The 14758-nt window shown below is 71.1% G+C and carries 12 protein-coding genes and 1 pseudogene; 5 read left to right on the plus strand and 8 right to left on the minus strand.

Annotation, left to right across the window (positions count from 1 at the left end):
* Nucleotides 1-26: 26 nt before the first annotated feature.
* From ACFYW3_RS12625 to ACFYW3_RS12640, 4 genes are all read right to left on the minus strand, one after another.
* Nucleotides 27-443, minus strand: a complete 417-nt coding sequence (locus tag ACFYW3_RS12625; protein ID WP_234350048.1) for a hypothetical protein — start codon at nt 441-443, stop codon at nt 27-29.
* Nucleotides 440-643, minus strand: coding sequence for a hypothetical protein (locus ACFYW3_RS12630; RefSeq protein WP_229886015.1), 204 nt, complete (start codon nt 641-643; stop codon nt 440-442). The genes ACFYW3_RS12625 and ACFYW3_RS12630 overlap by 4 nt, the downstream gene beginning before the upstream one ends.
* A gap of 119 nt (nt 644-762) precedes the next feature.
* Nucleotides 763-1977: a DUF2092 domain-containing protein gene (locus ACFYW3_RS12635; protein ID WP_351752110.1), complete on the minus strand. Its 1215-nt coding sequence runs from the start codon at nt 1975-1977 to the stop codon at nt 763-765.
* 254 nt (nt 1978-2231) lie between these two features.
* Nucleotides 2232-3242, minus strand: coding sequence for a polyprenyl synthetase family protein (locus ACFYW3_RS12640; protein WP_267798408.1), 1011 nt, complete (start codon nt 3240-3242; stop codon nt 2232-2234).
* 217 nt (nt 3243-3459) lie between these two features.
* Between ACFYW3_RS12640 and ACFYW3_RS12645 the strand changes: the two are divergent.
* Together ACFYW3_RS12645 and ACFYW3_RS12650 are read left to right on the plus strand one after the other, a co-directional pair.
* Nucleotides 3460-3621 (plus strand): annotated as a pseudogene (locus ACFYW3_RS12645) (MFS transporter); the annotation flags it as partial.
* 243 nt (nt 3622-3864) lie between these two features.
* The gene (locus tag ACFYW3_RS12650) at nt 3865-5868 is read left to right on the plus strand and encodes a CocE/NonD family hydrolase (RefSeq protein WP_389386273.1); all 2004 of its coding nucleotides are present in this window, start codon (nt 3865-3867) and stop codon (nt 5866-5868) included.
* A 31-nt stretch (nt 5869-5899) separates the two neighbouring features.
* Here ACFYW3_RS12650 and ACFYW3_RS12655 read toward each other — a convergent pair whose 3' ends face one another.
* Entirely contained in the window at nt 5900-6706 is an 807-nt protein-coding gene (locus ACFYW3_RS12655; protein ID WP_351752113.1) for an HAD family hydrolase, read from the minus strand.
* Between the two features lie 141 nt (nt 6707-6847).
* Here ACFYW3_RS12655 and fahA point away from each other — a divergent pair, with 141 nt between their 5' ends.
* From fahA to ACFYW3_RS12670, 3 genes are all read left to right on the plus strand, one after another.
* Complete coding sequence (gene fahA, locus ACFYW3_RS12660) at nt 6848-8071, plus strand: fumarylacetoacetase (protein ID WP_389386210.1); 1224 nt, start codon at nt 6848-6850, stop codon at nt 8069-8071.
* Nucleotides 8072-8209: 138 nt separating this feature from the next.
* Nucleotides 8210-8824 (plus strand): hypothetical protein, encoded by a 615-nt coding sequence (locus ACFYW3_RS12665; RefSeq protein ID WP_351752115.1) that lies wholly within the window; start codon nt 8210-8212, stop codon nt 8822-8824.
* 99 nt (nt 8825-8923) lie between these two features.
* Nucleotides 8924-9523: a Uma2 family endonuclease gene (locus tag ACFYW3_RS12670; protein WP_389386211.1), complete on the plus strand. Its 600-nt coding sequence runs from the start codon at nt 8924-8926 to the stop codon at nt 9521-9523.
* Nucleotides 9524-9589: 66 nt separating this feature from the next.
* Here the strand turns inward: ACFYW3_RS12670 and nuoN are convergent, their stop codons facing one another.
* The 3 genes from nuoN to nuoL are packed head-to-tail and all read right to left on the minus strand — an operon-like array spanning nt 9590 to nt 14755.
* On the minus strand, nt 9590-11236 hold the full coding sequence (gene nuoN, locus ACFYW3_RS12675) for an NADH-quinone oxidoreductase subunit NuoN (protein WP_389386274.1): 1647 nt from the start codon (nt 11234-11236) through the stop codon (nt 9590-9592).
* Nucleotides 11237-11241: 5 nt separating this feature from the next.
* Nucleotides 11242-12858 (minus strand): NADH-quinone oxidoreductase subunit M, encoded by a 1617-nt coding sequence (locus tag ACFYW3_RS12680; protein ID WP_351752122.1) that lies wholly within the window; start codon nt 12856-12858, stop codon nt 11242-11244.
* 1 nt (nt 12859) lies between these two features.
* A complete protein-coding gene (nuoL, locus tag ACFYW3_RS12685; RefSeq protein ID WP_351752123.1) occupies nt 12860-14755 on the minus strand; it encodes an NADH-quinone oxidoreductase subunit L in 1896 nt (631 codons plus the stop codon).
* Nucleotides 14756-14758 lie beyond the last annotated feature (3 nt).

The raw sequence follows: 14758 nt of genomic DNA on the forward strand, positions 1-14758 counted from the left end.
TCCCGGACCGGCCTCGCCGCACCGTGCTACGCGTCCTCCGCGTGGCCCCGCAGCGAGGCCGGCAGGGGTTCCCTGATGAGGCTGCGCAGTTCGTCGGCGACCGCGCCGATGTCCAACCGGCCCAGCTTCGCCGCCTCGACGAGGTCCCCCAACTCCTCCGGGGAGGGCAACTGCTTCGCCCCGGCCACCCGCAGGTACGAGCGGGTCGCGGCGGCCGCGTAGAACTCGTTCATCGGGGATTCCAGCGCCGGGCAGACCGCGAGGGTGTGCAGAAACGCGGCGGCCCGCCACGCGGTGTCCGGGGCGGGCTGTTCGGGCACCAGGACGAGGTCGTTCTGGTGCCGGGCGACCGCGGCGGCCACCCCGGAGGGATCCCACACGGCGGGATCCGACGGAAGGTGATGAGCCAGGGCCGTCCAGGCCCACTCCATGGTGATCTTCAATTGCCGAACCGCTCCTGGAAGTAGCTCCAGTGGTCGGCGAACTCCTCGATGCCGGAGAGGAACGACTTCCGGTCCTCGTCCAGTTCGCGTTCGGTGACCTCGGTGATCAGCGCGGTCACCGTCGTCCCCAAAGCCGCCGCGCGCGCCTTGAGGCGCTCGTGGAACTCTTCGTCCAGGCGGATGGTGACGTGTCTCGACATGGCGTTCACCGTACAGCGGTCGTGCTGTACGCAGGAGAGGAACGACAGAAGGGTGGCCGGGGACACAAGTCCCCGGCCACCCTCCGTGCCCGCGTGGCCCCTTGGTGGGGCCGGCCGGGCTACTTCGCCGAGTTGGCCGTCTTCACCAGCGCGTCCTTGGTGACGGCGCCGACGTAGACCTTGCCGTCGTCGGTGATCAGCGCGTTGACCAGGCGGGTCGAGAAGACCCGGCCGGAACCGAACGAGCCGTTGACCTTCTCACCGAGCGAGTCGATGAACTGCTTGGCCTCCTTGGGGGCGTCCTTCCCGTTCGCCGCGGCCTCGGCGTCCTTCAGGCCCTTGCCGCCCGGTACGGAGATCTGTGCGACCGTCGCCCAGCCCTCGCCGAGCACCTTCACGTCGCCGTCGCCCGCGCCGCCGGTCAGGGCACCGAGGCCCGGGAAGGCGTCCAGGGCCTTCCACTCCTTGCCGTGCTCGCCCTTGGCGCCCTTGTCCGCCTCGGCGGCGCCCTCGGTCACCTTGGCGCCCTTGGGCGGGGTGAAGGCGAAGACGTCGGCGGCCGGCTTGGCGAAGTCCACCTTGGTGAAGCCGGCGTCCACGATCGGCTTGCCGCCCTGGCTGGACAGCAACTGCACACGCAGCGGCACGCCGTTCTTGGCGTCGACCGAGATCTGGACGGAGCCGACGGTGGAACCGGACTGCTTGGGCTTCAGCACGAGCTGGTAGGCGTCCCGGCCGGCCACCTGCGCGGTGTCGCCGACGCTGACGTCGGTGGTCGGGCCGGCGGCCTTCAGGACGTCCTGGGCAAGCTGCTGCGGCGAGGCGCCGAGCCGCTCGGCCGTCTTGTGGTTGCCCTTGCCCTTGGCGGCCGTCTCCTCGTGCTTCTCGTGCCAGGCCTCGTTGGACTGGCTGTCGTAGCCCCACACGTCGGCGCCGTTGTGGATGAGGCTGTACTCGTCCTTGCCGTCCAGGAACGTGAGCTTCTGGCGGTCCGGGCCATCGGCCGCGACGCGGAAGGTGTGCGTGCCGTTGGCCAGTTGCGCGACCTTGTCCTGCGGGTCGGCCGAGCCGCCCGCGACGCCCCCGCCGCCGAGCAGGCCGCTCGCCAGGGTCGGCAGGCCGAGGTCGGTGCTGACCCGGGCGCTGCCGGACAGCTCCTGGACGTCCGAGGCGGCGATCTTCTCGATCAGCTGCTGAGCCGTCACCTTCGGCAGGTCCGGTCCTCCGGCGTTCGCGAAGGCCGGGACCATCGCGATGGTCGCCGCGGCCACCCCGAACACCGCGACCGGTACGGCGTACCGAGCGGCCTTGTGGGTCTTCGTGTTCGTTGCCATGTTGTCTGCCCTACCTCTGTGTGTACGGCGGCGACCTACCCGTCATTCATGTACACGTCCACCCCGCGCCGCCACTCTCACCCGATCTGGTGGGGATGTGCCTCCATCTGACCAAAGAAGAGGGCGGTGGGGCGTCACTCCCCGGACTCAAGTTCACGTACCTCGCAGGGATGACACGACACGGGCTCGGCATCCCCCACCCGTAGGGGTTGCCGAGCCCGGTACGCCATCTCGGAGGGTGTCCGCCGCGGGGCTCAGCCCGCGCGGTGCACCACCGCGTCGCACAGCTCTTCGAGCGCCGACTTGGCGAAGCACTCGGGCAGCGGCGCGAGCGTCGCCCGCGCCTCCTGCGCGTACCGGATGGTGTCCCGTCGGGCCTGCTCCAGGGCCGGGTGGACGCGCAGCCGGGACAGCACTTCGGCGTGTCGGGCGTCGTCCGTCAGATCGCCGTCCAGCAGCCCCACGAGCTCCAGGTCGTCCGGGTTCCCGTCCCGCTCCGCCATCTCGCGCAGCCGCAGCACGGGCAGCGTGGGGATGCCCTCGCGCAGGTCGGTGCCGGGGGTCTTGCCGGACTCGTGCGAGTCGGAGGCGATGTCGAGGACGTCGTCCGCGAGCTGGAAGGCGGTGCCGAGCCGCTCCCCGTACTGGGTCAGGATGTCGACGACCGACTCGTCGGCGCCGGACATCAGCGCGCCGAAGCGGCCGGAGACCGCGATCAGCGAGCCGGTCTTGCCGGCGATGACGTCGAGGTAGTGGGCGACCGGGTCGCGGCCGTCGCGGGGGCCGGCGGTCTCCAGGATCTGGCCCGTCACCAGGCGCTCGAAGGCCTCCGCCTGGATCCGGACGGCCTCGGGTCCGAGGTCGGCCAGGATGTGCGAGGCGCGGGCGAACAGGAAGTCACCCGTGAGGACGGCCACGGAGTTGCCCCACCGGGCGTTCGCGCTCTCCACGCCGCGGCGCACGTCCGCCTCGTCCATGACGTCGTCGTGGTAGAGCGTGGCCAGGTGGGTGAGTTCCACCACCACGGCGGACGGCACGATGCCCGGGGCGTAGGGATCCCCGAAGCGGGACGCGAGCATCACCAGCAACGGCCGGAACCGCTTGCCTCCGGCCCGCACCAGGTGCTGCGCGGCCTCGGTGATGAAGGGGACTTCGCTCTTGGTGGCCTCCAGCAGACCCGCCTCGACGGCGGCCAGTCCGGCCTGGACATCGGTCTCAAGAGCCTGGTCCCGCACGCTCAGTCCGAACGGCCCGACGACGGTCACGAGGGGTACTCCTGTCTGCTGACGATCACCTTGACGATCACATGGATTGTCGATGTGTCGCTGCCATCACTCAAGCCAGCGTATCCGGTCTGTTTTCGATCACCCAGGGCGCCCGCCCGGCCGCCACGCGCGCACCGCCCGATGCGCACCGGTATGTTCTGGAGGAGCCGAAACAACCAGAGAAGGCGTTTTGTCCAGAACTGCAGCCGATCGAGGCGCGGCCTCCGTCTCGGCGGCCTACGGGACCATGGTCTACCTCGTCTCCGTCGCCGGCGGATGGCTCGCCGACCGGATCCTCGGTTCCTGTCGAGCGGTGCTCTGCGGCGGCATCCCGATCGCCTGCGGCCACCACGCCATGGCCGTGCCGACCGCCGTCATGATGCTGCCGGCCTCGACCAACGCCCGCACGGCGATCCTCGGCTTCCACTTCCCCGCCGGCCGGTACGCCTCGGCGCTCGGTGCCTTCGAGGTGGCGCCGGCGCCGGTCGTGGCCGCGCTGTGGGCCCGGACGGGCCATCGCGGTCGCCGCGGGCCTCGTCGTGATCGCCCTGGCGCCCTGGCTCAAGCGCACCATGCACCCCCGTCCACTGAGGCCGACCGGCGATCGGAGACTGGTTCCCGCATGATCATCCGCACCGATTTCCCGTACGCGACCACCCGCGAGGACGTCCGGATCCCGCTGTCCGACGGGGTCGAGCTGTACGCCCGGATCTGGCGCCCGGTCACCGACGAACCCGTGCCCGCCCTGCTGGAGTACCTCCCGTACCGGCTCACCGACGGGACCGCGCCCCGCGACTGGCGGCGACACCCCTGGTACGCGGGCCACGGATACGCCTCCGTACGCGTCGACGTGCGCGGCCACGGGTGCAGCGGCGGCGACCCCGGCGACGAGTACGACGCCCGGGAGTTGGCCGACGGCGTCGCGGTGGTGGAATGGCTCGCCGCGCGGCCGTGGTGCACGGGCGCGGTGGGCATGTTCGGGATCTCCTGGGGCGGCTTCAACAGCCTCCAGATCGCCGCGCTCGCCCCCGAGGCGCTGAAGGCCGTCGTTACCGTCTGCTCCACCGACGACCGCTACGACAACGACGTGCACTACATGGGCGGCTCGGTGCTGGCCGTGGACATGCACGCCCGGGCCTCCACGATGCTGGCCTTCGCCTCCCGCCCGCCGGACCCGCTGTACGCGGGCGAGGGGTGGCGGGAGCGGTGGCTCGCCCGGCTGGAGGCCGTGGAGCCGCTGATCCACACCTGGCTCGGGCACCAGACCCGGGACGACTACTGGCGCCACGGCAGCGTCTGCGAGGACTACTCCGCCATCGGCGCGGCGGTGCTGGCCGTCGGCGGCTGGCACGACCCGTACCGGGACACGGTGCTGCGCCTGGTCGAGCACCTGCCGGCGGGCCGGGTGCGGGGGCTGATCGGCCCCTGGTCGCACCAGTACCCCGACCGGGGCCTGCCGCCGGGCCCGGCCATCGGTTTCCTCCAGGAGACCCTGCGCTGGTGGGACCACTGGCTCCGGGGCGAGGACAACGGGGTCATGGACGAGCCGCTGCTGCGTTCCTGGATCAGCGAGTCACACCCCCCTGCCACCGTGTACGAGCGCCTGGAGGGCCGCTGGGTCGGCGACACCGCCTGGCCCTCGCCCTCGGTCGTTCCCGTCTCCTACGGGCTCCAGGGCCCGCCCGTGGCCGTCGCCTCGCCGCAGCACACCGGTCTGGACGCCGGGCGTTTCCTCCCCTTCGGCAACGACGCGGACCTGCCGCCGGACCAGCGCGAGGAGGACGCCAAGTCGGCGTGCTTCGAGTTCCCCGTGGCGCCGGGCGAACCGGTGGAGATCCTCGGCCGGCCCTCGGTCACCCTGCGGCTGCGGATGGACGTCCCCTACGGTCAGGTGATCGCCCGGCTGTGCGACGTGGCCCCGGACGGGTCCTCCACCCTGGTCACGCGGGGCGTGCTGAACCTGTCCGCGCGGCGCGGGCGGGACCGGGCGGCGCCGTGGCCGGCGGGCGCGACCGAGGACGTCACCTTCGAGCTGAACGGCATCGGCCACGCCTTCCCGCCGGGGCACCGGATCCGGCTGGCGGTGTCCTCCGCGTACTGGCCCTGGATCTGGCCGCGGGCGGGCTCCGAGGCGGGGTGGACGCTCGACCCGGCCGGCAGCACCCTCGAACTCCCCCTGCGCACGCCCGGCCCCGCCGACCACGGGATCGTCTTCGAGGCCCCGGAACAGTCCGAGCCGCTGCGCGTGGTGTACCCCGACACCCTGGAGGAGCCCCGACCGGAGCGGCTCGTCGTACGCGACGTCGCGGCCGGGACCTGGCGGCTGGAGGTGGACCCCCGCCACGGGGGGACGCGGGTGTACCCGGACGGGCTGGAGTTCTCCGAGGACGCGGTGGAGGTGTACGAGATCGACTCCTCGGACCCGCTGTCCGCCCGCACCCGGTCGGACTGGCGGATCCGCCTGCACCGACCGGACCTGGGCTGGGACACCCGGGTGGAGACCCGGTCGGAGATCCGTTGCGACGAGGGCGGGTTCCTGACGTCGAACGAGGTGGTGTGCCGGGACGGCGACGAGGTGGTGTTCCACCGGACGTGGGAACGGCGCCTGCCGAGGGCGGCGGGCTGACGCGCCGGCCACCCTCCGGCACCCGGCCGGGTCAGCCGTAGAGGCGTTCCAGTACCACCGCGATGCCGTCGTCCTCGTTCGACAGCGTCAGTTCGTCGGCGACGGCCACCAGCTCTCGGTGAGCGTTGGCCATGGCCACGCCGTGAGCGGCCCACGCGAACATCGGGACGTCGTTGGGCATGTCCCCGAAGGCGATCGTCGAGGACGCCGGCAGGTCCAGGACCTCCGCCGCCCGGGCCAGGCCGCTCGCCTTGTCGATGCCCGGCGGCTGGAGCTCCACGGTGTGCTCCCCGGCCATCGTCACGTTGACGAGGTCGCCGACCACCCCCCGCGCGACCCGGGTCAGTTCGTCGTCGTCCAGGCGCGGGTGCTGGAGCAGCACCTTGTTGATCGGGGCGGACCACAGGTCCGCGCGGCTGTGGACGCGGACCGTCGGCAGGTGCGGGTGCCACATCCGGTAGCCGGGCCCTATCAACATCTCCGCGTTCACCCCCTCCTGGTTCACGGCGGCGTAGACCTCGCCGATCTCCGCCTCGATCTTCCCGAGGGCGACCTCGGCGAGGCCCCGGTCCATGGACACGGAGTGCAGCAGGCGTCCGCGCGCCGCGTCGTACACCTGCGCTCCCTGCCCGCACACCGCGAGCCCCGTGTAGCCGAGGCCGTCGAGTACGTGGCGAACCTGCGGGACCGGGCGTCCGGTCACGATGATGTGCTGGGCACCGGCCGCTCGGGCGGTCGCGAGGGCCTTGTGGGAGCGGGCCGAGACGGTGTCTCCGGCGCGCAGCAGAGTCCCGTCCAGATCGGTGGCCACTAGTGCATAGGGGAGGGCGGAAGTCACCTCGCCAAGGATACGGACCCCCTCGGACAAGTCCTACAAATAGCGCCCGAATCCGGCCTCCCGCCCGCCCCACCAGCCACGTAACGTGTCAACCAGCCCCCGGGACACCCCCGGACCGCGTCGAAAGCGAGGCAGTAACCCATGCCCCAGCAGAGCCCCCTCGATGTTCCCGAGGGCGACCCGTTCGGGCCGCACAACCTCCCCTACGGCGTGTTCTCCACCTCCGGGGACCCGCGCCGGCGGATCGGGGTACGGATCGGCGGGCACGTGCTCGACGCCGGGGCGGCCGCCGTCGCGCTCGGCTCCCCGTACGCCGAACTCCTCGGCCGGGACTCCCTCAACCCGCTGCTCGCCGCGGGCCGCACGGCCTGGCGCGACGTGCGCCGGGCGCTGACCGCCTGGGTCACCGATCCGGGCCACCGGCCCGCCGTGGAGCCGCACCTGCTGCCGCTGGACGCCGTGGAGCGGCACCTGCCGTACGAGGTCGCCGATTACGTCGACTTCTACGCGAGCGAGCACCACGCCACCAACGTCGGACAGATGTTCCGTCCGGACGGCGACGCCCTCACCCCCAACTGGAAGCACCTGCCGATCGGCTACCACGGCCGCGCCGGCACCCTCGTGGTCTCCGGCACCGACGTGGTGCGGCCCTCCGGCCAGCGCAAGACCCCCGCCGATCCGGCGCCCGTCTTCGGGCCGAGCGTCAAGCTCGACATCGAGGCCGAGGTCGGATTCGTCGTCGGCACCCCGTCCGAACTCGGCCGCCCGGTGCCACTGGCCGACTTCGAGGACCACGTCTTCGGGCTGTTCCTGCTCAACGACTGGTCCGCGCGGGACATCCAGGCCTGGGAGTACGTGCCGCTCGGCCCGTTCCTCGGCAAGTCCTTCGCCACCTCCGTCTCCGCCTGGGTGACCCCGCTGGAGGCCCTCGACTCGGCCCGCGTCGCCCCGCCCGCCCGGGACTTCCCGCTGCTGCCCTACCTCGACGACGCCGACAGCGACCGGCCCGGCGGCTTCGACCTCCACATCAGCGTCGCCCTCAACGGGCAGGAGGTGGCCAGGCCGCCGTTCTCCTCGATGTACTGGACCGCCGCCCAGCAACTGGCCCACATGACCGTCAACGGCGCCTCCCTGCGCACCGGCGACGTGTACGGCTCCGGCACCGTCAGCGGCCCGGACGTCGACCAGCGCGGCTCGCTCCTGGAGCTCACCTGGAACGGCCGCGACAGCATCGAACTGGCCGACGGCAAGCGCACGTTCCTGGAGGACGGCGACGTCGTCACCCTCACCGCCTGGGCCCCCGGCGCCGACGGCACCCGCGTCGGCCTCGGCGAGGTCACCGGCCGCGTCGTGGCCGGCCGGTAGGCCCCGTCCCCGGGGTGGCACCGGGGCCGCACCCACCCCTTTGGGCGCGGCCCGCGTGCGCACCCCGGGGCGCCCCGCGATGGTGGACGCACGGGACGGGACAACCGTGCCTCCGTACCGCCACCGCGAGGAGCCGCCATGCACGCACGCCGCCGGAAGACCGTCCTCACCTGCGTGGCCGCGGTGTCGCTCGGGCTGGCCGCCGTGGCCCCGGCGCACGGCGTCGACGGTCCGGCGCCCGACCCGCGCGACCGGCAGGCCATGAGGGACATGGCGACGGCGATCCGGGTGACGGCCAAGTACGTGGACGAGCGGCAGGCCCTCAAGGACGGGTACGTCCCGCACGGCGAGAGCTGCATGAACAACCCGTTCGGGGCGGGCGCGATGGGCTACCACTACGTCAAGCAGGCCAACTGGGGTTCGAAGGACCCCGCCCGGCCGACCGCGCTCCTCTACAGCAGCGAGAAGGACCGCAGCGGCCGCCGCCGGCTGGAGACCGTCGAGTGGATGTCCACCGACCGGGACCAGGACCTGAAGACCAAGGACGACCGGCCGAGCATGTTCGGACTCCCCTTCGACGGGCCGATGCCGGGCCACTGGGCGGGCATGCCCAAGCACTACGACCTGCACATGTGGGCGTACAAGAAGAACCCTGCGGGCCGCTTCCACAACTGGAACACGGCCCTGTCCTGCCCGAAGAAGGCCGGCTCCAAGACCATGCCGGAGAACTCCGGACACGCGCACGGCCACTAGGCGCCGTCGTCACGTGCCGAACGCACATGCCTCACCCGGAAGGGCGGTGTTCCGCGGATCCCCGGCGCTACGCTGGTCGCACTCGCGAGACTCCGGCTCATGGGAGCACTGATGAACCCGGAACACAGCTGGCCGGTCCCCCCCGAGGGCGGCTGGACCGCGGACGACCTGGACACGCTTCCGAATCTGCCTCCGCACACGGAGCTGATCGACGGGAGCTTGGTTTTCGTGAGTCCGCAGACCCTCTTCCACACACGGGCGGTCGATTTCTTCACTTCGGGACTGCGGTCGCTGGTCCCGGACGGCCTGGAAGTCTTGCGCGAGTTCACGATCGACATCGACCGGCGCAACCGCCCCGAACCCGATGTCGTCGTGTTCCGTGAGGACGTCCTCACGGACATGGCCCAGACCCGGTTCGCCGCGGAGGCGGTCCTCCTGGCGATCGAGGTGGTCTCCCCCGAGTCCGTCGACCGCGACCGCGAGACCAAGCCCCTGAAGTACGCGCGGGCGGGGATCCCCCATTACTGGCGCGTGGAGAACAAGGACGGCCGTGCCGTCGTCTACGTCTTCGAACGGGAGCCGGCCGGCGGCGGCTACGTCGCCACCGGCATCTTCCACGACCGCCTGAAGGTCTCCGTCCCCTTCTCCATCGACCTCGACCTCACCGCCATCACGGCGAAGCGGGCACGGCCCGAGTAACCCTCCGCACACACCACAGGGCCCGGCCCCCCGAGGGGGCCGGGCCCTGTCGCGTCGAAGCCGGCGTCAGCGGACGAACGTGCTCGCCTGGCCCGCCAGGTCCAGGAAGTACTGCGGGGCCACGCCCAGGACCACCGTCACCGCGACGCCGACGGCGATGGTCGTCATCGTCAGCGGCGAGGGCACCGCGACCGTCGGGCCGTCGGCCTTCGGCTCGCTGAAGAACATCAGGACGATCACCCGGATGTAGAAGAACGCGGCGATCGCGGACGAGAGCACACCGACCACGACCAGCACCCCGGCGCCGCCCTCCGCCGCCGCCTTGAACACGGCGAACTTGCCGGAGAAGCCGGAGGTCAGCGGGATGCCGGCGAAGGCCAGCAGGAACACCGCGAAGACGGCCGCCGTCAGCGGCGAGCGCCGCCCCAGGCCGGCCCACTTCGACAGGTGCGTGGCCTCGCCGCCCGCGTCGCGGACCAGTGTGACCACGGCGAAGGCGCCGATCGTCACGAAGGAGTACGCCGCCAGGTAGAAGAGGACGGACTGGACGCCCTCCGCCGAGGTGGCGATCACACCGGCCAGGATGAACCCGGCGTGCGCGATCGACGAGTAGGCCAGGAGCCGCTTGACGTCGGTCTGGGTCACCGCGATCACGGCGCCCGCGAGCATCGTGACGATCGCGACGCCCCACATCACCGGCCGCCAGTCCCAGCGCAGGCCCGGCAGGACCACGTACAGCAGGCGCAGGAGGGCGCCGAAGGCGGCCACCTTCGTCGCCGCCGCCATGAAGCCGGTGACCGGGGTCGGGGCTCCCTGGTAGACGTCCGGGGTCCACATGTGGAACGGCACCGCGCCGACCTTGAACAGCAGGCCCATCAGGATCAGCGCGCCGCCGATCAGCAGCAGCGCGTCGTTGCCCATCGTGCCGGCCAGCGCCGGATCGATCTTCTGGACGGTGCCGTCGACCACGTCCGCGATGACCGCGTACGAGACCGAGCCCGCGTACCCGTACAGCAGCGCGATGCCGAAGAGCAGGAACGCCGAGGAGAACGCGCCCAGCAGGAAGTACTTGACGGCGGCCTCCTGCGACATCAGCCGCTGGCGGCGGGCGACGGCGCAGAGCAGGTACAGCGGGAGGGAGAAGACCTCCAGCGCGATGAACAGCGTCAGCAGGTCGTTCGCCGCCGGGAAGATCAGCATGCCGGCGACCGCGAACATCATCAGCGGGAAGACCTCGGTGGTGCTGAAGCCCGCCTTGACGGCGGCCTTCTCGCTGTCGCTGCCGGGTACGGAGGCCGCCTGCGCGGCGAAGGAGTCCACCCGGTTGCCGTGCGCCGCCGGGTCGAGGCGACGTTCGGCGAAGGTGAACACGGCCACGATCGAGGCGAGCACGATGGTGCCCTGGAGGAACAGCGCCGGCCCGTCGACGGCGATGGCGCCCATGGCCGCGGTGTGGGCCTTGGTGGAGCCGTACCCGCCGGCCGCGAGGCCGACGATCGCCGCGAAGGCCGAGGCCAGTGCGGCGACGGCCAGGAACACCTGGACGTAGTGGCGGGACTTGCGCGGGACGAAGGCCTCCACGAGGACTCCGAGGACCGCCGCGCCCACCACGATCAGGATGGGCGAGAGCTGCGCGTACTCGATGTGCGGGGTCGGGATGCGGGTGGCCGGGTCCCCGGCCGCCAGCGCCCACCACCCCTGGGCAGCAGTCACGGTGCTCACTTCGCCGCCTCCCCGTTCTTGGCGTCGACCACGACCTCTGGCTTCGGGTCGGTCTGTTTCACGTCCGACATGGTGTGCTTCACCGCCGGGTTGACGATCTCGGTCAGCGGCTTCGGGTACACGCCGAGGCCGATCAGGAGCACGATCAGCGGCGCGACCACGAGCACCTCGCGCAGGTGCAGGTCCGGCATGGTGCGGACCTCCTCCTTCACGGGGCCGGTCATCGTGCGCTGGTAGAGCACCAGGGTGTAGAGCGCGGCGAGCACGATGCCCACGGTGGCGATGACGCCGACCACCGGGTACCGGGCGAACGTGCCGACCAGGACCAGGAACTCGCTGACGAACGGGGCGAGTCCGGGCAGCGACAGGGTGGCGAGACCACCGATGAGGAAGGTGCCGGCGAGGACCGGGGCCACCTTCTGCACGCCGCCGTAGTCGGCGATGAGCCGGGAGCCGCGCCGCGAGATCAGGAAGCCGGCCACCAGCATCAGCGCCGCCGTCGAGATCCCGTGGTTGACCATGTAGAGGGTGGCGCCCGACTGCCCCTGCGAGGTCATCGCGAAGATGCCCAGGACGATGAACCCGAAGTGCGAGATCGAGGCGTAGGCCACCAGCCGCTTGATGTCCCGCTGCCCGACCGCGACCAGCGCGCCGTAGACGATGCTGATCAGGGCGAGTACGAGGATGACCGGCGTGGCCCACTTGCTGGCGTCGGGGAACAGCCCGAGGCAGAAGCGGAGCATCGCGAAGGTGCCGACCTTGTCGACGACCGCGGTGATGAGGACGGCCACCGGGGCGGTGGACTCCCCCATCGCGTTCGGCAGCCAGGTGTGCAGCGGCCACAGCGGGGCCTTCACCGCGAAGGCGAAGAAGAAGCCGAGGAACAGCAGGCGCTCGGTGTTGGTCGCCATGTCGAGGGTGCCCGCCGCGCGGGCGGCGGCGATCTCCTGGAGCGAGAAGTTCCCGGCGACCACGTACAGCCCGATGACGGCCGCCAGCATGATCAGGCCGCCGACGAGGTTGTAGAGGAGGAACTTGACCGCCGCGTAGGAGCGTTGGGCGGCCGCGTTCTCCTCGGATCCGGCGTGGGCCCGGTCCCCGAAGCCGCCGATGAGGAAGTACATCGGGATGAGCATGGCTTCGAAGAAGATGTAGAAGAGGAAGACGTCGGTGGCCTCGAAGGAGATGATCACCATCGCCTCGACCAGCAGGATCAGGGCGAAGAAGCCCTGTGTCGGCCGCCACCGCGAGGAGCGCCACGTGGCGGAGCCACTGATCGGCTCGGCCAGGGGGTCGGCGTCGTTCCAGCCGGCGCCGATCACGAAGGGGATCAGCAGTGCGGTGAGCGCGATCAGCGCCACCCCGATGCCGTCGACGCCCAGCTCGTAGCGGACGCCGAAGTCGGCGATCCACGCGTGGGATTCGGTGAGCTGGTAGCGGTCGCCACCGGGCTCGAAGCGGATCGCGACGAGCACGGCCAGGGCCAGTGTCGCCAGCGAGAACAGCAGCGCGAGCCACTTGGCGGCGGTCCTGCGGGCGGCCGGGACGGCCGCCGTCAGGATCGCGCCGACCGCGGGCACGGCCGCCGTCACCGTCAGAAGCGGGACATTCATCTCACACCGCCCTCATCAGCAGGGTCGCGGCGATGAGGATCGCCGTGCCCCCGAACATCGAGACCGCGTAGCTGCGGGCGTAGCCGTTCTGCAGCTTGCGCAGCCGGCCCGACAGCCCGCCGACCGAGGCGGCCGTCCCGTTGACCACCCCGTCGACCAGACTGTGGTCGACGTACACGAGGGAGCGGGTCAGGTGCTCCCCGCCGCGCACCAGCACGACGTGGTTGAAGTCGTCCTGGAGCAGGTCCCGGCGGGCCGCCCGGGTGAGGAGCGAGCCGCGCGGGGCGACCACGGGTACGGGCTTCCTCCCGTACTGCGCGTACGCGATGCCCACGCCGATGATCAGGACCACGACCGTCGCGGCGGTGATGACACCGGCGCTGAGCGGGGAGTGGCCGTGCTCGAAGGAGGTGACGGGCTCCAGCCACTTCACGAAGGACTCGTTGAAGCTGAAGAGGGCGCCGGCGAAGACCGATCCGAAGGCGAGGACGATCATGGGGATCGTCATGGACTTCGGGGACTCGTGCGGGTCCGGCTCGTGGCCCTCGGCGTCGGGCTGCCAGCGCTTCTCGCCGAAGAACGTCAGGAGCATCACGCGGGTCATGTAGTACGCGGTGAGTGCCGCGCCGACCAGGGTGACCGCGCCGAGGATCCAGCCCTCGGTGCCGCCCTTCGCGAAGGCCGCCTCGATGATCTTGTCCTTGGACCAGAAGCCCGACAGGCCCGGGAAGCCGATGATGGCCAGGTAGCCGAGGCCGAAGGTGACGAAGGTGACCGGCATGAACTTCCGCAGGCCGCCGAAGCGCCGCATGTCCACCTCGTCGTTCATCCCGTGCATCACGGAACCCGCGCCGAGGAAGAGACCGGCCTTGAAGAAGCCGTGCGTCACCAGGTGCATGATCGCGAAGGCGTAGCCGATGGGGCCGAGGCCGGCCGCGAGGATCATGTAGCCGATCTGCGACATCGTGGAGCCCGCCAGGGCCTTCTTGATGTCGTCCTTCGCGCAACCGACGATCGCACCGAAGATCAGGGTGACGGCGCCGACCACGACGACCGCGGTCTGCGCGTCCGGAGCGGCGTTGAAGATCGCCCCGGACCGGGTGATGAGGTACACGCCGGCGGTGACCATGGTCGCCGCGTGGATCAGGGCCGAGACCGGGGTCGGGCCCTCCATCGCGTCCCCGAGCCAGGACTGCAGCGGCACCTGCGCCGACTTGCCGCAGGCCGCGAGCAGCAGCATCAGGGCGATGGCGGTCAGCGTGCCCTCGCCCGCCTCGTCCACGGCGCCGAACACCGGCCCGAAGGCGAAGGTCCCGAACGTGGTGAACATCAGCATGATGGCGATCGACAGGCCGATGTCACCGACCCGGTTGACCAGGAAGGCCTTCTTCGCGGCGGTGGCCGCGCTGGGCTTGTGCTGCCAGAAGCCGATGAGCAGGTACGAGGCCAGGCCCACGCCCTCCCACCCGACGTACAGCAGCAGGTAGTTGTCGGCGAGGACCAACAGCAGCATCGCCGCGAGGAAGAGGTTGAGGTAGCCGAAGAAGCGGCGGCGCCGCTCGTCGTGCTCCATGTACCCGATCGAGTACACGTGGATGAGCGTGCCCACCCCGGTGATCAGCAGGACGAACGTCATCGACAGTTGGTCGAGTTGGAACGCCACGTCGGCCTGGAAGCCCTCCACCGGGATCCAGGTGTACAGCCGCTGGAACATGGCCCGGTCGTCGCCGGGCCGGCTCAGCATGTCGGTGAACAGGGCCACGCCGATGCCGAAGGCGGCCGCGGCGAGCAGTGTGCCGAGCCAGTGGCCGGCCTTGTCGAGGCGTCGGCCGCCGCACAGCAGCACCACCGCCCCGAGCAGGGGCGCCGCCACCAGCAGCGCAATCAGATTCTCCACTGT

Origin of the sequence: Streptomyces sp. NPDC002602, assembly GCF_042889445.1 — a bacterium.
Classification (GTDB): Bacteria; Actinomycetota; Actinomycetes; order Streptomycetales; family Streptomycetaceae; genus Streptomyces.